Origin of the sequence: Billgrantia aerodenitrificans (assembly GCF_021404405.1) — a bacterium.
GTDB lineage: Bacteria > Pseudomonadota > Gammaproteobacteria > Pseudomonadales > Halomonadaceae > Halomonas > Halomonas aerodenitrificans.
The window spans coordinates 118,946-136,039 of record NZ_JABFTV010000003.1 but is presented as its reverse complement, the minus strand read 5'-3'; the positions used below and the strand labels follow the sequence as shown (position 1 = coordinate 136,039).

Sequence of the window (17,094 nt, the reverse complement as noted above, 5' to 3'; positions counted from 1 at the left end):
TCACCTCGAGTAGGACAGTGGCCGGCCCCGCGGGGCCGGCCGGGTTACATCGTCATGCGGGTTCTACGAGCATGCGACCTGACATCTCCATGTGCAGGGCGTGGCAGAACCAGCTGCAGTAGTACCAGTGGACCCCGGGTTTGTCGGCAACGAAGGTCACCGATGAGGTCTGCTGCGGATGGATCTCGAAGTTGATGCCGTGGTTGACCAGGGCGAAGCCGTGGCTGACGTCCTCGATGGTGTCCATGTTGGTGACCACGATGGTGACCTCGTCGCCCTGCTTCACGCGGAACTCGGTGGTGCCGAAGCTCGGCGCCACCGAGGTCATGTAGACGCGCACCTTGTTGCCGTCGCGAATGACCTTGTTGTCGCGTTCCAGGGTCACGCCATCGGCCTGGGCCATGGCCACGGTCTCGGCGAAGTAGGGGTCGTCGCGGGTATAGACCTGCGACGGGTTGAGCTGGTCGGCACGGATCATCAGCGCATCGTGGGGCTCGGCGTAGGTCGGGCCGTCGTGGATCAGCTTCATCTGCTCGCCGCTGATGTCGATCAGTTGATCGTTCTCGGCATGCATCGGACCCACCGGCAGGAAGCGGTCCTTGGAGAACTTGCACAGCGCGGTGAGGTACTTGCCGTCGACGTCACGGCTACAGGCCAGCGAGGCCTTGATGTGGCCGATGTTGTAGTGCACGTCGATGCGGTCGCGGATGTAGTTCACCTCCTCGCCGTTGTAGGCGCGAATGGAGTCCTCGATGTTCCACTTCACCACCTGGCTGTCGAGGAACAGCGAGGTGTAGGCGTTGCCGCGGTTGTCGTAGGTGGTGTGCAGCGGCCCCAGGCCCACTTCCGGCTCGGCCACCACGACGTCGCGCGGGTCGGACAGGCCACCGTCGAACCACTCGGCCACGCGGGACCACTCGATCACGGTGCAGGTCGGCGACAGCTTGCCGCTGACCACGCAGTACTTGCCTTCCGGCGGCGCGGTGTTGACGCCGTGCGGGCTGCGCGGGGTCGGCACATAGAGGGCAAAGGCGTTGCGGCCTTGGTGGGCCTGCTCACGGGCGTCGACCACCGGTACCGGGGAGTCGCCGATGGTGGTGTATTCGCCCGCGGCAACGGCACGCTCGATGGCCGGCACGTCGAATATCACCGTCCAGTCGCGCTCCGGGCCCATCATTTCCGGCAGGGTCATGCCGCGGGCCGAGTTGTAGCAGGAGGCGGCGACGAAGCGGCCGCTGTAGTCGGTGTCGCAGTTGTCCAGGTTACCATCGACGATCGCCTGCCACTTGAACTCCATGGTCTCGGCGTCGATGCAAGTCATCATGGTCCAGTATTCGGACGGATCGTCCAGGTACTCGCCGTTGTTGTTCAGCGGCACGATCATCTCACCCGCCGCGAAGACCCGCTCGGTACTCGGCACGCGCTGCAGGGTGAGGCCGTGGATCGACTGCACGTTGGGGATGGTGAGGATCTTGTCGGCACGCATGATGTCCAGGCGAATCCGCGCCACCCGGGTGTTCAGCTTGTCGTTGATGAAGCAGTAACGACCGTCGTAGCGGGCGTCGGTGTAGCTTACCTTGGGGTGATGGGTGTCGCCGTTGAGCGGGGCGTTGGGGCCCAGCACACGCTTGGACTCATTGGTGATGCCCCAGCCGGTGGCGCTGTCGACGTTGAACACCGGGATGCGCAGCAGTTCGCGCATGGAGGGCACGCCGAGGATGCGCACCTCACCGGAGTGGCCACCGCTCCAGAAGCCGTAGTACTCGTCCAGCTCGCCCGGCTCCACGTGGTGCTCGTTGTTGGTCGCCGCCTCGGCGGGGCGGCTGCGCACCAGGGCACCGGCGCCGAAACCGCCGGCCAGGCTGGCCCCGGCCACGCCGGTCACTGCGCTGTTGCGCAGGAAGTTGCGGCGGCTGAGGTCCTTGATGTGGTCGTTATTGTCGCTCATGGTTCACTCCTCCTGAAGAGTGGGAATGCGCTGCAGTTTGGCCTGGCTGCCCTGCGCAGCATCGGCCGGATAGGTTTCCACGGCACCGCCCTTCGAGGAGCCGCGAGCGGCCTTCTCGTAGCGCTTGCGGCGCTTGATCATTGGCGGACAGCGCCGGTCGTCGTGGTAGGTCACCTGGCAGTCCAGGCAGTAGTGGCACTCGTTGGCGTTGATGCGGCCGTCGGGATGGATGGCGGCCACTTCGCACTCGTTGGCACAGATCTGACAGGGGGTGCCGCAGTTGCCGCGATGGCGCTTGAGCCAGTCGAACAGGCGCAGGCGGGCGGGAATGGCGAGCCCCGCGCCCAGCGGGCAGATGTAGCGGCAGTAGGCCTTGTGGGTGAAGGCCGAGATGGCGAGCAGGCCAAGGGCATAGGCCAGGAAGGCCCACTCGCGCTGGAAGCGCATGGTCACGGCGGTCTTGAACGGCTCTACCTCGGCGTAGCGTTCGGCCTGGCCCAGCGAGTGCAGCGAGACCGCGAACAGCGCCAGCAGAATGATGTACTTGATCGCCCACAGCCGCTCGTGCAGGGCGAAGGGCACTTCGAACTGAGGCACCCGGAGCTTGCGCGCGACCTTGTTGATCAACTCCTGCATGGCGCCGAAGGGGCACAGCCAGCCGCAGAATACGCCGCGGCCCCACATCAGCAGCGTGACGGCGACGAACGACCAGAGAATGAACATCATCGGGTCGATGAGGAACGACTCCCAGCTGAAGCCGCCCATCAGCGAGTGAACGAAGGTCAGGATGTTGACCACCGAGAGCTGGGCCAGGGAATACCAGCCGATGAACACCACGGTGTAGACCAGGAAGCCGACCCGCAGCGGGTTGAATACCCTGGGATAGCGCACCAGCACGTCTTGGAACAGCATGATCGCCGTCAGTACGGTCAGGCCGGCGCCGAGCACGGCGATCTGGAAGGTGCGGTCGCGCCACACCTGGACCCACAGCGCTTCTTCCACTGGTGCTTCGAAGCGCTCGATGAAGCGCTCGGGGATGCTGTAGTGGGCGTTGAAGCGTACGAACTCGGTCTCCAGCGGCCCGGCGGCCCGGCGCACCAGCAGACCCAGCTCCCAGGGCTCGCCCGGGTCGAACTCGGCCTCGTTGCGGATGATGAAGATGTCGCGCTCGGTCAGCCGCGGTGCCCCGTCGATGCCGAGGCGCACGATGCGGCGGTGGTCGCTGTCCTGGAAGGCGATGTTGGTGTTGCCCTGAGAGGCCTCGATACGGTCGAAGATGCCGCCGCGCACATAGCCGGAGCCCTTGAAGGAGTAGTCGCCACTGGCCATGACCCCAATGGCATGCTCGCCCTCGTCGAGTCGCTCCATCAACTGCTCGTAGACGATGTCGCCGAGCAGATTGCGGCCGGCGGTCGGCGCATTGAGATAGGTGACGTAGAGATCGATGAAGGTGTTCTCGGCCGCCTGACCGCTGGCGTAGCCTTCGGCGGCGGTGCCGACGAAGGCCTCGTCGATCTCGCCGTGGGTCAGGTGCAGACGGCGAATGGTGCCGTCGCCTACCAGGGTTTCCCAGTCGGCCGGCTCGAACACCTCGTAGCGTACTTCGGCCGGCGGTGTGGCCAGCGGGTCGTCGATCAGGCCCTGCTCGGCGGCGACCCGGCGGGCGGAGCGCATGACGGTCTCTGTGAGCACGATCACGGTGACCGTGGCACCGGAGATGGCATCCAGGTTCTCGCCCACGCGTAGCCGCGCGTTGACGTGATGGGGCGCGTGGGCATCGGCATAGTCGATCAGGCGCTGCTCGGGAATGCCCACCAGCATGATCGGCTCTTCGTGGCCGAGAATGGTGGCCTGAGCGATTCGGGCTTCCAGGTCGATACCCACCAGCATGTTGATCGGTTTTCCGGAGTAGGCCGGAATCGGCGCAATGTCGTCGGTTTCGAAGGCGTAGCCGAGCAGGGTGTCGCCGGCGTAGACCGCCTTGGCGGCATGCTCTCCCTCCACTTCCGCCAGTCTCGTGGCGCTGGGGAACCCCGCCTTCACCTGGGAAAGTTCAAAGGCTTGCGCGGACGCGCCGAGCAGCATCGACAATCCAAATACACAGGCAAGAATCAGGGTGAGGAGCGGGTAGCGCCGGATGGACATGGGCATTCCTTATCAAGCGCTTGTTCGAGGCCAGGAAAAGGACTTGCCAGGAACATGCATTTGAAATGTTGCTTATGTTGTTGTCCATCATGCCAGTTGACCAACGTCATCGAATTGACGTGGATCATGCGCGGGAGGGACTGGGGACGAGGTTGAAGAGGTAGTCCCGAGGGAGTAGGCAGGCTTGGTTACGGTGAGGTGTGGTGATGTCTGGAAGAGTATTGCGAAGGGGCGGCGGGGCGCGTGATGGCAATCTCGGCCAGCCGCCCCGCCGCTCAGGCGGAAATGTCCGCCTGAGCTTTGATGGTGTGGTTAGAGCACCGGCTCGAGCATGAAGTCGACGGCGGCCTTCACTTCCTCGTCGCTCAGGTTGGCGTGTCCACCCTTCGGCGGCATGGCGCCGATACCCTCGATGGAGTGGGCATACAGGGTTTCCATGTCCTGCTCGAGGCGCTCGGCCCAGGCGTCGGCATCGCCCTTGATCGGGGCGCCGGCGGCGCCGGTCATGTGGCACGCCATGCACGCCTGGTTGTAGATCGCCTCGCCATCGGGCTCGGCCTGGGCCACGGTGGCAAAGGCCAGGGCGGCAGAGCCGGCGAGCAGAGCGGCGGTAAGTTTCTTCATGGGTTTCTCCTTATGCTTGATTCACGGTGAAGCCAGTCCTTTTTAATTCCACTCGAGGGCTGGCCTCGATTTACAGCCAAAGCGGATTTTGGCACATCTATGCGGCGCCTGTCGGGATCTGCATTAAGCGCGCGAGCTGGGGCTGCCGTCTGCCGAGCATGTCGGCAAGGGTGTAACGATCCAAGACTTCCATGAAAGCGCCCATCGCCTCGTTGAGAATGGGCTTGAGCCGGCAGGCCGGCGTGATGATGCATTCGTTATGATCGCGGAAACACTCCACCAGGCCGAGCTCGTGCTCGGTATCGCGCACCAGTCGTCCCAAGGTGATCTCCTCGGGGGGCCGACTGAGCAGCAGGCCGCCGTTCTTGCCGCGGATGGTGGTGATGTAGCCACGATGACTCAGATCCTGGACCACCTTCATCAGATGGTTGCGCGAAACGCCGAAACTCTCTGCAATCTCGTGGATGGTGGCCCGCTCTTCCCCTTTGACGGCGAGGTAGAGCAGAACGCGCAGCGCATAGTCGGTGTAACGGGTCAGATGCATGAAGTTCGGCCTGTCTTGATGGGCGTCAATTAAGGTGCGCTAACATCTTCTTATCATAACACTGCTTCGTTGCTTGCTCGCGCTGGGCATGGCTGTGGCATCGGGTCGCGTCAGTATGAAGGTGGCCACACAGCCGAAAATCGCTGCTGTCGTCCCCAGCACCAAGCCGGGTGCACCGCCGAACCATAGTACCAGCCAACTGAAAGCAAGCAGAACGATGGCGAGTTGCTTCGTCCTTCTGGCAATGGCCCGCTGCTCGCGCCAGGCATGCAGTGGCGGGCCCAGTCGCGGATGGTGCCATAGCCAACGCGCCAGGCGCGGCGAACCCTTCGGCGCTGCCCAGGCGGCCACCAGCAGAAAAGGGGTGGTCGGCAGCAGCGGCACCACCAGCCCGGCGGTGCCCAAAGCGATGGCTCCGTAGGCAAGCATTCGCCAGCCCAGGCGTAGCACGGTTTCTCTCATCACACCCTCGCGAAATTTTCGAGGCGCAGTCTCGCGCGTTCATTCTAAGTAGTATTTTATATACATGTTTAAAAACTTTGCCAAGTCTACGTACGCACCGGACCCTCAAGCGGGGGAGCTGCGGCTCCCGGCCTGGCGTTGGCTGTTCCCCTTGGCGGCCTTGCATGCCGCCCTGATGGTACCGCTCTCGCTGCTGGCGCTCTATCACGGCTGGACAGCGGTACAGCTGGCGACCCCGGCAGCCCATGCGCGCGAGATGCTGTTCGGCTTCGCCCTGGCGGTGATCGCCGGCTACCTGTTGGGACCGGTGCCGCGCCGCCAGCTGGCCGTGCTGGTGACGCTCTGGCTGTTGGGTCGAGTGGGCGTGCTGACCTGGCCGGGCGCCGTGGTGGCCTCGCTGGCCGACGCAGCCTTCGCGCTGTGGGTGGCCGGGGGGCTGGTGCCACGCTTCATCGCCGCCAAGAAGTGGCGCAACCGGCTGCTGTCGCCGCTGCTGGGCATGATCAGCCTGCTGGCGGTGGTGACCCTGACCTGGCGCTATCTCGACGACATGCCGACCACAGCGCCGCTGATGCATCAGAGCGTGCTGTGGCTGGTGCTGCTGATGACCTTCATGGGTGGTCGCGTCATCGTTCCGGCCGTCAATGGCTATTTCGCGCGAGAGTTCGCACGAGAGTTTCGCCAGGCCGGGGTAGGCGTGCAGCCGCGCCTGGAGGCGGCGCTGATCGTGCTGCTGGGGTTGGCGCCCTTCGTCATGCTGCTCGATCTGCTGCGCCCGTTGGCGGCCTTGCTGGTGCTGGCAGCGGGCCTGCTGGTGCTGACTCGCATCTGGCACTGGCGGCCGTTAGGCTGCCGTGAGCGGCCGGATCTGCAGGTGCTGATGCTGGGCTATGCCTGGCTGGCCATCGGCCTGGTGCTGCTGGCGCGCAGCTGGTGGGCGCCGCAGCATGCCAGCACCGCGTTGCACGCCTTCACCGTAGGGGCGCTGGGCACACTGGCCAGCAGCATCATGCTGCGCCACGTGATTCTGCGTGCCAAAGGCCGCCCGGAGCGGGAGCGAGTGCTGCTGCCGCTGGCCGGGTTGTTCGCCACGGCAGCGGTCCTTCGCCTGTGGGCCATCGACGCCGGCAGTGCCTGGCTGCTGCTGATGTGGGCCTCGGCGCTGGCCTGGAGCCTGGGCTGGCTGCTGGTGGCCTGGCGGCTGTGGGTGTGGATTCGCCGATTGCCCCCGCGCGACATGAGCAAACTTGACTCGGGACAAGAGAGGGGCGAGCTGTCGAGACGCTGATAAGTGCCAATGTCATACTCACGGATATCGGGCATGGCGCGCACCATGCCAGGGTTTCAAGAGGTCGAAGTCGATCATGCAAGACGAGCTGTTGTTCAATCGCCCCTTGGTGGAGAAGTACGACCGCCCCGGGCCCCGCTACACCTCCTATCCCACGGCGCCGCAGTTCCATGCGGCCTTCGCCGAGGACGACTACCGCGCCGCCGCCGAGCGCAGCAATCGGGTCGCCTCGCCCAAGCCGTTGTCGGTCTACGTGCACATCCCGTTCTGCAAGAGCCTGTGCTACTACTGCGCCTGCAACAAGATCATCACGCACAACACCGAGCGTGCGGCGGAGTATCTGGACTGGCTGAAGCAGGAGATCGGTGTGCAGGGGGCGTTGTTCGACGAAACCCGCCGCATGACCCAGTTGCACCTGGGCGGCGGCACGCCCACCTACCTGAGCAATGCCCAGCTCGGCGAGCTGATGGCGGCCCTCGACGAGGCGTTCCATTTCGCCCCGGTGGAGGAGCGCGAGTTCTCGCTGGAGGTGGATCCGCGAACGGTCACGCCGGCACAGATCCATGAGCTGCACGATCTCGGCTTCAACCGGCTGAGCTTCGGCGTGCAGGACTTCGACGCGGACGTGCAGAAGGCGGTCAACCGCCTGCAGAGCGAGGAGCAGGTGGTCGAGCTGGTGGCCGCCGCCCGCGAGGCCGGCTTCCAGTCGGTCAGCGTGGACCTGATCTACGGCCTGCCGCTGCAGACGGTGGCGAGCTTCGACACTACGCTGGACAAGATCATCGCCCTGCGCCCGGACCGCATCGCCAGCTACAGCTACGCCCACCTGCCCGAGCTGTTCAAGGCCCAGCGCCTGATCCGCCCCGAGGACATGCCGCCGCCGGAGCGCAAGCTGGAACTGCTCGAGCTCACCATTCGCCGCCTCACCGCCGCCGGCTACGTCTACATCGGCATGGACCACTTCGCTCTGCCCGACGACGAGCTGACCCTGGCCAGGGAGAACGGCACCCTGCAGCGCAACTTCCAGGGCTACTCCACCCATGCCGACTGCGACATGATCGGCCTGGGCATCACCTCCATCGGCAAGGTCGGCGACAGCTACAGCCAGAACGTCAAGGAGACCGCCCAGTATCAGGCGCGGCTCGAGGAGGGGCGGCTGCCGGTGATGCGCGGCTATCGCCTCAACGACGACGACCGCCTGCGCCGCGACGTGATCAACGCCCTGATGTGCCACGGGCGCATCGATTTCGCCAACATCGAGGCGTGCCACGACATCGCCTTCCGCGACTATTTTGCCGATGCCCTGGACCAGCTCGAGGAGATGCAGGCCGACGGCCTGCTGGCCATTAATGATGACGCCATCGAAGTGCTACCCGCCGGGCGCCTGATGATGCGCAACATGGCCATGGCCTTCGACGCCTACCTCAAACCCAACGAAGGGCGTTTCTCGCGCACCGTCTAAGACGCCCACCGAAACACAACGGCGCCCCGCGGGGCGCCGTTTGCGTTTCGGCGGCTGTGCTTCCTCAAACGGCCCGTTCGAACAGCAGATTATTCTCCAAATGGATATGCTCCATCAGATCCTCGCGGAACTCGCGCAGGCCGGTGTAGAGCGCGCGCCAGGTGGTGCAGGCGCCCTTGGGTGGGGTGATGTCCTCGGTGAGCAGCATCACCTGCTCCAGGTTCTCGCCGTGGTCGTCGTGCTCATGGCGCATCACCGCGATCGGCCCCTGGGCCTGGGCGCCCATGCCGCTGCGCAGCATGGGAAACAGAATCTGTTCCTCCTTCTGCATGTGGCTCTCCATCTCCTGATGGATGTCCATCAGCAGGTCTGCCAACCCGTTGGGGCAGCTTTCGCGCTCGCCGTGGACCTGCTCCACTCGCCGCGCCATGCGGATCAGCTCGGGCAGCTGCTGACGATGCACGTCGTGGTAGCGGGTCAGGATGTGCTCTATCAGCTCGTCGTTGCTGGCCTCGCGCCAGTCGCGCTGCTCGCTGCTGACGGCCGGCAGTGCCTCGAGTTCGGCGACCAGCCTGTCGACGTGCAGGCCGGCGCGCTCGGCGGCCTGGCGCAGGCTGATGCGCCCGCCGCAGCAGAAGTCGATGTTGTGGGTGTGGAAGATGCGGGTCGCACCGGGCAGCGACAGGGCGATACGGCCAACGGTTTGTTCGAGCAGGTCCATGTGTAGTTCCTCTGCAACGGGGATGTCATCCTGTACAGAGCAAGCGCCATGCCAGTTTTTTTACTGCTTTACTTTCAATGATATGAAGTGGTCATGGTTGAAATGACCTTGCCGTGATAGGGTTAAATTTACCCTGATAGGTATTATTAACCATGCTCGACGATTCCCTGCTGGCCGACCTGACGGCCGATCTGCCCAGCGCCGTGCGCCTGCAGCGCCTGGTGCGTACGCTGCGCGAAAGCTTTCGTTGCGGTGCGGTGTGCCTGCTACAGCTTCAGCAGGACGTCCTGGCGCCGGTGGCGGTGGAGGGGCTGGTACGTGAGGCGCTGGGGCGGCGCTTCGAGGTGGCGCGTCACCCGCGTCTGGCCGCCATCCTCACCAGCCGCCGTTCGACCCTGTTCCCGCCGGACTCCAGCCTGCCCGATCCCTACGACGGCCTGGTCGAGCAGCAGCCGGGGGAGCCGCTGCACGTGCATGACTGCATGGGCATCAGCCTGCACGTGGAGGGTGAGCCGTGGGGCGTGCTGACCCTGGACGCCCTGGTGGCGGGCACCTTCGACGAGGCCTCACGCACGGCGCTGGAACGCTACGCGCTGCTGGTGGAGGCCGCAGTGCGCGTGTCGCGTCTGGAGCAGGAGGTGCGCGCGCTGCGCATGGCGGGCCATGGCGGCATCGCCCATGTCGAGCCGGGCGAGGGCGGTGAGATTCTTGGCCACAGCGCCGAACTGCAGCGACTGCTGCACGAACTCGACGTGGTGGCGGAAGCGGACCTGCCGGTGCTGCTGATGGGCGAGACCGGGGTGGGCAAGGAGCTGTTCGCCCGACGCCTGCACCAGCGCTCACCGCGATGGGAGCAGCCGCTGGTGCAGGTCAACTGTGCGGCGCTACCCGAAACCCTGGCCGAGAGCGAGCTGTTCGGTCACGTCAAGGGGGCCTTCTCCGGTGCCACGGCGGAGCGGGCGGGGCGCTTCGAGGCTGCCGACGGCGGCACCCTGTTCCTCGACGAGGTGGGCGAGCTGCCGCTGCCGATCCAGGCCAAGCTGCTGCGTGCGCTGCAGAACGGCGAGGTGCAGCGGCTGGGCGAGGACACCCCGCGCCGGGTCGACGTGCGCATCATCGCCGCCACCAACCGCCAGCTGGCCGACGGCGTGCGCGACGGCCTGTTCCGCGCCGATCTCTACCATCGGCTGTCGGTCTACCCGGTGGCCATCCCACCGCTGCGCGAGCGTGGTAGCGACGTGCTGGTGCTGGCCGGGCACTTCCTCGAGATCAACCGTGCCCGGCTCGGTGTGCGCAGCCTGCGCCTGGCGCCGAGGGCCGAGGCGGCGCTGCTGGGCTATCACTGGCCGGGCAACGTGCGCGAGCTGGAGCACGTGATCAGCCGGGCGGCGATCAAGGCGCTGGGCCACGGCGCCCGGCGCGACGACATCGTCACCCTGGAACCGGAGTGGCTCGACCTGCCTCACGGCAAAACGTCAAAGGACGAACCGTTGAAAGCCGATTCCCGCGCATCCGACATCCGGGAGTTGGCAACGCACGGCGTCGAACCGCTACGCCGTCAGGTCGAGGACGCCCAGCGACGGGCGATTCGCCAGGCCTTGACGGCGTGCGACGGGAGCTGGGCGAACGCCGCCCGCCGCCTCGCCGTGGACCCCAGCAACTTGCACAAGCTGGCCCGCCGCTTGGGGATCAAGTAGTTATCGGAAGGTCTAAAAGTCAAGAAGCAGCGTTAACGAAGGCCATATATATAGTGCTTGATCGGTAGTGGTTGTCTAGATATGGTAGCCAAGGCCCCGGTTGGGGGCAGTGTCACAGGCTTGACGCACATCAGTACGGGCAGGCGTCGTCGAGCTTAGGATGATCGGTTTCATGGCCACCTGGCCGCACCGAATCCATGGGTTCGCTCCACCGGAGAGTCGCTATGCTTCCTCTTTCTCTGTCGCGCTTGCCACGTCCGCCCGCCCCGACCCGCCTGATTCGCGCCATCGACCCCCGCGTGCCGCTTGTCCTGAAGCGCCAGCTGATCGAGCCGCTGCTCAACCGCACCTTCGCCGAGCCTTTGGCCGAGGGCGAGTTCGATGCGCTCGACGGGCGGCGCATCTCGCTGCACATCGAGGACCTGGGCGTAGCGTTGACGCTGACCCTCGAAGCGGAGCGCTTCCGGCTCAGCCCGGAGATGGGCGAGGCCACCATTCGCGGCGGCTGGCGCGAGTTTCTGTGCCTGGCTACCCGGCGCGAGGATCCCGACGCCCTGTTCTTCCAGCGCCGCCTGGTGATCGAGGGCGATACCGAGCTCGGCCTGATGGTCAAGAACCTGCTCGACAGCCGCGAGGAGGGGTTGGCCCAGGGCCGGCTCGGCGATTGGTTGGCGCGCTTCGAGCGCATGGCGCGCCAGGAACGTTGAACGATTCGAATTTTTGACCCTTACTGGAGATTCCTGCATGAGTACTTCCACCAAGGCCGTCAAGACATCCCACGAGGTGCCTATGCAAGCGCCCTCACGCGATATCTGGGACTCCAAGTATCGACTCAAGGATCGTCATGGCCGCCCCGTCGACAAGGATGTGGCAGCGACCTGGGAGCGCGTGGCGCGCGCCCTGGCAGCGGTGGAAGGCGACAAGGCCGAGGAGTGGCTGCCCAAGTTCCGCTGGGCGCTGGAGAACGGTGCCATCCCCGCCGGGCGCATCATGTCCAACGCCGGCGCCGAGGACTACAAGCCGGCGGTGAGCCTGATCAACTGCACCGTCTCGCGCACCATCCGCGACTCCATGCATGACATCCTCTCCTCGGTGGTGGACGCCGGCATGACCCTCAAGGCGGGCTGCGGCATCGGCTACGAGTTCTCCACCCTGCGCCACAAGGGCGCCTTCGTGTTCGGCGCCGGCGCCGGCACCAACGGCCCGCTGGCGTTCATGGATATCTACGACAAGATGTGCTTCACCGTAGCCTCGGCGGGCGGCCGCCGCGGAGCCCAGATGGGCACCTTCGACGTCGGCCACCCCGACGTGCGTGCCTTCATCGAGGCCAAGCGCGAAGCCGGCCGGCTGCGTCAGTTCAACCTTTCGCTGCTGATCACCGACGAGTTCATGGAGGCGGTGAAGAACGACGCCGACTGGCCGCTGGCCTTCCCGCTGCACGCCGGCGAGAAGGAGGACGTCAAGTCCGAGGACCTGATCTACCGCGACTGGCCGGTGGTCGAAGAGGGCTACACGGTCGACGCCGAAGGCCGCGTGGCCTGCCGCATCGTCGAGGTGATCAAGGCGCGTGAGCTGTGGGACACCATCATGCGTTCCACCTACGACTTCGCCGAGCCGGGCTTCATCCTGATCGACCAGGTCAACCGCATGAACAACAACTGGTTCTGCGAGGAGATCCGTGCCACCAACCCCTGCGGCGAACAGCCCCTGCCGCCGGAAGGCGCCTGCCTGCTGGGCTCGGTCAACCTGACCCGTTTCGTCATCGACCCGTTCGGCAAGAAGCCGCGCTTCGACTGGGAGCGCTACCGCCAGGTGGTGGCGATCTTCACCCGCATGCTCGACAACGTGGTCGAGATCAGCGGCCTGCCGCTGCCCGGCCAGCGCCGCGAGATCGAGGCCAAGCGCCGTCACGGCATGGGTTTCCTCGGCCTCGGTTCGACCCTGACCATGCTCAAGATCCCCTACGGCTCCGCCGAGTCGCTGGCCTTCACCGAAGAGGTGAGCCGCAACCTGGCCATCGAGGGCTGGAAGCAGGCGCTGGAACTCTCCCGCGAGAAGGGCATGGCGCCGATTCTCGCCGAGGATTTCGAAATCACGCCGAAGATGATGCGCGAGCGTCCGGAGCTGGCGAAGGACGGCTACGAGATCGGCGACAAGGTGCCGGGGCGCATCCTGCACGCCCGCTACAGCCGCTACATGCAGAAGGTCGCCGAGGTGGAACCGGAGCTGGTCGCGGCACTCGCCGAGCACGGCGCGCGCTTCACCCACCACAGCTCCATCGCGCCGACCGGCACCATCTCGCTGTCGTTGGGCAACAACGCCTCCAACGGCATCGAGCCATCGTTCTCGCACCGCTACTTCCGCAACGTGATCCAGTCCGGCAAGAAGACCAAGGAGCAGGTGGAAGTGGTCTCCTTCGAGCTGGCCGCCTACCGCCACTTCATCGCCAGCGACGCGGTGGAGAGCGACCTGCCCGACTACTTCATCACCGCCGATGCGGTCACCCCCAAGCAGCACGTGGCGGTGCAGGCGGCGGCCCAGGTGTGGGTCGACTCGGCGATCTCCAAGACGGTCAACGTGCCCACCGAGTTTCCCTTCGAGCAGTTCAAGGACCTCTACCTGGACGCCTACGAGAGCAAGCTCAAGGGCTGCACCACCTTCCGCTTCAACCCCGAGGCTTTCCAGGGCGTGCTGGTGCGCGAGGACGACCTCAAGAACACCACCTACGTGTTCGAGCTGGAGAACGGCGAGACGCTGGAGCTTTCCGGCGACGAGAAGGTGGTTTACGACGGCGAAGAGCACAACGCGGCCAATCTCTATGACGCATTGAAAGAGGGTACCTATGGGAAGTGGTAACCGCTCGATCCGTTTCTGCGTCATGAAGACAAGTATTGGAGGAGCCTACTGATGGCCGTCGAAATCAAGTCCAAGATCGTTTCCTACAGCGTCAAGAAGGCGGTGCAAGAGGCGCCGCTGGCCGACGAGAACCCGCTCACGGTACGCATTCCCTCGCGCCCGGAAGGGACGCTGGAGGCCGTTTCCGAGAAGATCTCCTACGTCGGCGCCGAAGGCCGCAAGAAGGTCTACCTGCTGGTCTCCTTCATGCCGGTGGAAGGCGTGCTCGACGGCAAGCGGGTGGTGATCGAGCGTCCGGTGGAGTTTTTCTTCCCCTCCGGCCAGCTCTCCAGCGAGCACCAGTGGATCACCGCCACCATGCGCAGCCTGTCGCTGGCCGCCCGCGGCGGCTACGTCACCCAGGCGGTGGCCGACCTGCGCAAGGTGGCCTGGGACAAGGGCCTGGTGCGCTGCGGCATGAACCGCTGGGGCAAGCCGATGTTCCACGACTCCGAAGTGGCCGCCATCGCCTGGTCGATCCAGCAGATCCTCTACCGCCGCGGTTTCCTCGATCAGGACGGCAATCAGGTGCCGGTGGAGGAGCTGGTGCGCCGCTACGCCCACCGCCTGACCCACGGCCACCCCTGGCAGCCGCCCACGCCGGAAGAGGAGGCGCAGGCCGAGCAGCAGGCCAAGGCGGCAGTCGCCGCAGAGAAGGGCGACGGCCCCACGGTGGTGGGCCACTGTCCGGAGTGTCGCGGCGAGCTGATCATGATGGACGGCTGCCCCACCTGCTATGCGGGCTGTGGCTGGTCCAAGTGCGGCTAAGAAAGCACTGTACAGCTGGCTGCGCGAGCGAATCGCTGCGTTGCGCGGTGCTCGGAATCCTCACCTATACCCCATAGGCTCCGGTTCCTGCGCTCCGTGCGCCTAGCGCTTCATCTCGCTCGCCAAGCTGACCAGCACTTTCTGAAACTGTCTGCACGGACATGCTATGCCCCCAGAAGCCGGACTTGCTCCGGCTTCGTCGTGTCCGGGGTCAGGCGGCGACGATTCTGGGGCCGCCGTCGGCTTGCGGTAGGGTCATGTCGCCGTCGGTGATCACCACGTCGAAGTCGTCGAGCTGGGCGAAGTAGGCGGGGTGCACCTGGCCGATCTTGCTCTCGTCCACCACCAGCAGGCGCTGTTCGGCGCAGGCGATGGCGGCCTGCTTGGGGGCGACTTCGTGGAAGTGAAAGCAGCTCACACCGCGCTCGGCGTGCACCCCGGCGGCCGAGATAAAGGCGCGATTGATGCCCAGGCGCTTGATTGCCGCGCTCATGTCGTCGCTGCCGAAGGAGTGCGAGGTGGTATGATAGAGCCCACCCAGCAGTACCAGGCGTACGCCAGGCACCAGGCTCATGGCATTGGCGACGTTGAGTGCGTAGGTCACCACGGTGAGCTGGCGGCGCTCGGCGAGCAAGCCCGCCAGGGGCAGCAGGGTGGTGCCGCAGTCGATGAACAGAGTGTCGCCGTCTTCGATGAAGCCGGCGGCCCGTTCGCAGAGCCTGCGCTTGGCCAGGGTGTGGCTGTCCTGTTGCTGGTCGAGGTCATACACCGGCGCATAGTGATTGGCCATGACCAGGCGTCCACCGAGCAGGATCATGGCGCCGTCGCTTGCGGCCACGTCACGACGAATGGTCATCTCGGAGACGCCGCACATCTGAGCGGCCTCGCCGAGGGGGAGGGTGCCGCCACCGGCCAGTGCCTGCTGCAGACGGGCCAGGCGCATGGCGCTGCGGTCTTTCATTCGTTGCTCTCCAACTTACCCTCCAGAACTTGGCGCGAAGATCGCTTTGGCTGGCCCTATGCTGAGCTAGGCAACGAGTATTTTCCACTCCCTACACTGTCCTGTCCTTAAGCCACTGCGTTTGGCGTAGCAATCTTGCGCTTTGGATGAATGTTGGTTAGATAACACAAAATGTTATAATTTTAACATCTCGTGCAGTCTTCCCCTGCGCTGATATCACGACAACCAGATGCGGCGGGTCCTGGCACATCGCCGCCGGCACCAAAGGATGGATTCCATGACTGCCATCATGAGCCTGGTCGGCATGGCGACGCTGATCGCCATCGCTCTGATTTTTTCCACCAGCCGTCGCGACATCCGCCTGCGAACCGTGGGTGGCGCCTTCGCCATTCAGGCCGGCATCGGCGCCTTCGTGCTCTACGTGCCGTTCGGTCAGACCGTGCTGCAGACCATCTCCGCTGGCGTGAGCCAGGTGGTGCTCTACGCCAACGACGGCATCGACTTCCTCTTCGGCGGCCTGGCCGATACCGACAGCATCGGCTTCGTCTTCGCCATCAAGGTGCTGCCGGTGATCATCTTCTTCTCCTCGCTGATCGCCGTGCTCTACTACATCGGCATCATGCAGTGGGTGATCCGCATTCTCGGCGGGGCGCTGCAGAAGGCGCTGGGCACCTCGCGTACCGAGTCGCTCTCGGCCACTGCCAACATCTTCGTCGGCCAGACCGAGGCGCCGCTGGTGGTGCGCCCCTTCATCGCCCGCATGACCCCTTCGCAGCTGTTCGCGGTGATGTGCGGCGGGCTGGCCTCGGTGGCCGGCTCGGTGCTGGCGGGCTATGCGGCGCTGGGCATTCCCATGGAGTACCTGGTGGCGGCCTCGTTCATGGCCGCGCCAGGCGGCCTGCTGTTCGCCAAGTTGATCATGCCCGAGACCGAGAAACCGGTAGACGACGTGGAGGAGGCCAGCGAGGTGATCGAGGCCGAGGACAGGCCGGTCAACGTGCTCGACGCGGCGGCGGCAGGGGCCTCGTCCGGGCTGCGCCTGGCCGCCAACGTCGGCGCCATGCTGCTCGCCTTCATCGGCCTGATCGCGCTGGTCAACGGCATGCTCGGCGGCATCGGCGGCTGGGTCGGGTTCGAGCAGCTGAGCCTGGAGCTGATCCTCGGCTGGCTGTTCGCGCCGCTCGCCTTCGTGCTCGGCGTGCCCTGGGCGGAGGCCACCCTGGCCGGCTCCTTCATCGGCCAGAAGCTGGTGGTCAACGAGTTCGTCGCCTACATCAACCTGGCGCCCTACATCGACGGCGATGCGATGGTGGCGAACACCGGCCAGGCCATGAGCGGCCACACCATCGCCATTCTCTCCTTCGCCCTGTGCGGCTTCGCCAACCTCTCGTCGATCGCCATCCTGCTCGGCGGCCTGGGGAGTATCGCTCCCAGCCGGCGTCACGACATTGCCCGCTTCGGGGTCAAGGCGGTGCTGGCTGGCACCCTCTCCAACCTGATGTCGGCGGCCATTGCCGGGTTCTTCCTCTCCATCGGGGGAGTGATCTGATGGCCACCGTAAATCCATTTCGCTTCGACA

14 protein-coding genes are annotated in these 17,094 nt (G+C 65.2%); 7 read left to right on the top strand and 7 right to left on the bottom strand.

The genetic code is table 11. The features are described from left to right. Nucleotides 1-52: 52 nt before the first annotated feature. The 5 genes from nosZ to HOP59_RS06770 form a co-directional block, all read right to left on the bottom strand. Nucleotides 53-1,948, bottom strand: a complete 1,896-nt coding sequence (nosZ, locus tag HOP59_RS06790; protein ID WP_010626204.1) for a TAT-dependent nitrous-oxide reductase — start codon at nucleotides 1,946-1,948, stop codon at nucleotides 53-55. 3 nt (nucleotides 1,949-1,951) lie between these two features. Further along, a complete protein-coding gene (gene nosR / locus HOP59_RS06785; RefSeq protein WP_234253294.1) occupies nucleotides 1,952-4,093 on the bottom strand; it encodes a transcriptional regulator NosR in 2,142 nt (713 codons plus the stop codon). A gap of 312 nt (nucleotides 4,094-4,405) precedes the next feature. Further along, entirely contained in the window at nucleotides 4,406-4,717 is a 312-nt protein-coding gene (locus HOP59_RS06780; protein WP_010626206.1) for a c-type cytochrome, read from the bottom strand. 97 nt (nucleotides 4,718-4,814) lie between these two features. After that, nucleotides 4,815-5,261 (bottom strand): Rrf2 family transcriptional regulator, encoded by a 447-nt coding sequence (locus HOP59_RS06775; protein ID WP_010626207.1) that lies wholly within the window; start codon nucleotides 5,259-5,261, stop codon nucleotides 4,815-4,817. A gap of 39 nt (nucleotides 5,262-5,300) precedes the next feature. Beyond that, a complete protein-coding gene (locus HOP59_RS06770) occupies nucleotides 5,301-5,723 on the bottom strand; it encodes a YbaN family protein (protein WP_010626208.1) in 423 nt (140 codons plus the stop codon). 64 nt (nucleotides 5,724-5,787) lie between these two features. Here HOP59_RS06770 and HOP59_RS06765 point away from each other — a divergent pair, with 64 nt between their 5' ends. Together HOP59_RS06765 and hemN are read left to right on the top strand one after the other, a co-directional pair. After that, the gene (locus HOP59_RS06765) at nucleotides 5,788-7,011 is read left to right on the top strand and encodes an NnrS family protein (RefSeq protein WP_267965876.1); all 1,224 of its coding nucleotides are present in this window, start codon (nucleotides 5,788-5,790) and stop codon (nucleotides 7,009-7,011) included. Between the two features lie 76 nt (nucleotides 7,012-7,087). After that, nucleotides 7,088-8,473 carry an oxygen-independent coproporphyrinogen III oxidase gene (gene hemN, locus HOP59_RS06760; protein WP_234253292.1) on the top strand — a complete coding sequence of 462 codons (1,386 nt, stop codon included), beginning with the start codon at nucleotides 7,088-7,090 and terminating at the stop codon, nucleotides 8,471-8,473. A 64-nt stretch (nucleotides 8,474-8,537) separates the two neighbouring features. Here hemN and ytfE read toward each other — a convergent pair whose 3' ends face one another. Continuing rightward, nucleotides 8,538-9,194, bottom strand: coding sequence for an iron-sulfur cluster repair protein YtfE (gene ytfE, locus HOP59_RS06755; protein WP_234253291.1), 657 nt, complete (start codon nucleotides 9,192-9,194; stop codon nucleotides 8,538-8,540). 152 nt (nucleotides 9,195-9,346) lie between these two features. On the opposite strand from ytfE, the gene norR reads away from it, so the two are divergent. The 4 genes from norR to HOP59_RS06735 all read left to right on the top strand — a co-directional run bounded on the left by norR (nucleotide 9,347) and on the right by HOP59_RS06735 (nucleotide 14,554). Further along, the gene (norR, locus tag HOP59_RS06750; protein ID WP_234253290.1) at nucleotides 9,347-10,891 is read left to right on the top strand and encodes a nitric oxide reductase transcriptional regulator NorR; all 1,545 of its coding nucleotides are present in this window, start codon (nucleotides 9,347-9,349) and stop codon (nucleotides 10,889-10,891) included. Nucleotides 10,892-11,115: 224 nt separating this feature from the next. Then, complete coding sequence (ubiT, locus tag HOP59_RS06745; protein WP_010626214.1) at nucleotides 11,116-11,598, top strand: ubiquinone anaerobic biosynthesis accessory factor UbiT; 483 nt, start codon at nucleotides 11,116-11,118, stop codon at nucleotides 11,596-11,598. Between the two features lie 37 nt (nucleotides 11,599-11,635). Next, complete coding sequence (locus tag HOP59_RS06740; RefSeq protein WP_234253289.1) at nucleotides 11,636-13,747, top strand: adenosylcobalamin-dependent ribonucleoside-diphosphate reductase; 2,112 nt, start codon at nucleotides 11,636-11,638, stop codon at nucleotides 13,745-13,747. Between the two features lie 51 nt (nucleotides 13,748-13,798). Further along, the gene (locus tag HOP59_RS06735; RefSeq protein WP_234253288.1) at nucleotides 13,799-14,554 is read left to right on the top strand and encodes a ribonucleoside-diphosphate reductase; all 756 of its coding nucleotides are present in this window, start codon (nucleotides 13,799-13,801) and stop codon (nucleotides 14,552-14,554) included. Between the two features lie 211 nt (nucleotides 14,555-14,765). Here HOP59_RS06735 and HOP59_RS06730 read toward each other — a convergent pair whose 3' ends face one another. Then, on the bottom strand, nucleotides 14,766-15,515 hold the full coding sequence (locus HOP59_RS06730; protein ID WP_234253287.1) for a DeoR/GlpR family DNA-binding transcription regulator: 750 nt from the start codon (nucleotides 15,513-15,515) through the stop codon (nucleotides 14,766-14,768). Between the two features lie 277 nt (nucleotides 15,516-15,792). On the opposite strand from HOP59_RS06730, the gene HOP59_RS06725 reads away from it, so the two are divergent. After that, on the top strand, nucleotides 15,793-17,064 hold the full coding sequence (locus tag HOP59_RS06725) for a NupC/NupG family nucleoside CNT transporter (RefSeq protein ID WP_234253286.1): 1,272 nt from the start codon (nucleotides 15,793-15,795) through the stop codon (nucleotides 17,062-17,064). Nucleotides 17,065-17,094: the final 30 nt, after the last annotated feature.

Excerpts from the sequence above, each read along its gene's own strand:
- hemN (WP_234253292.1), top strand. The coding sequence starts at position 7,088 with ATGCAAGACGAGCTGTTGTTCAATCGCCCCTTGGTGGAGAAGTACGAC.
- HOP59_RS06725 (WP_234253286.1), top strand. The coding sequence starts at position 15,793 with ATGACTGCCATCATGAGCCTGGTCGGCATGGCGACGCTGATCGCCATC.
- HOP59_RS06740 (WP_234253289.1), top strand. The coding sequence starts at position 11,636 with ATGAGTACTTCCACCAAGGCCGTCAAGACATCCCACGAGGTGCCTATG.
- HOP59_RS06735 (WP_234253288.1), top strand. The coding sequence starts at position 13,799 with ATGGCCGTCGAAATCAAGTCCAAGATCGTTTCCTACAGCGTCAAGAAG.
- norR (WP_234253290.1), top strand. The coding sequence starts at position 9,347 with ATGCTCGACGATTCCCTGCTGGCCGACCTGACGGCCGATCTGCCCAGC.
- HOP59_RS06730 (WP_234253287.1), bottom strand. The coding sequence starts at position 15,515 with ATGAAAGACCGCAGCGCCATGCGCCTGGCCCGTCTGCAGCAGGCACTG.
- nosR (WP_234253294.1), bottom strand. The coding sequence starts at position 4,093 with ATGTCCATCCGGCGCTACCCGCTCCTCACCCTGATTCTTGCCTGTGTA.
- HOP59_RS06780 (WP_010626206.1), bottom strand. The coding sequence starts at position 4,717 with ATGAAGAAACTTACCGCCGCTCTGCTCGCCGGCTCTGCCGCCCTGGCC.
- nosZ (WP_010626204.1), bottom strand. The coding sequence starts at position 1,948 with ATGAGCGACAATAACGACCACATCAAGGACCTCAGCCGCCGCAACTTC.
- HOP59_RS06770 (WP_010626208.1), bottom strand. The coding sequence starts at position 5,723 with ATGAGAGAAACCGTGCTACGCCTGGGCTGGCGAATGCTTGCCTACGGA.
- ytfE (WP_234253291.1), bottom strand. The coding sequence starts at position 9,194 with ATGGACCTGCTCGAACAAACCGTTGGCCGTATCGCCCTGTCGCTGCCC.
- ubiT (WP_010626214.1), top strand. The coding sequence starts at position 11,116 with ATGCTTCCTCTTTCTCTGTCGCGCTTGCCACGTCCGCCCGCCCCGACC.
- HOP59_RS06765 (WP_267965876.1), top strand. The coding sequence starts at position 5,788 with ATGTTTAAAAACTTTGCCAAGTCTACGTACGCACCGGACCCTCAAGCG.
- HOP59_RS06775 (WP_010626207.1), bottom strand. The coding sequence starts at position 5,261 with ATGCATCTGACCCGTTACACCGACTATGCGCTGCGCGTTCTGCTCTAC.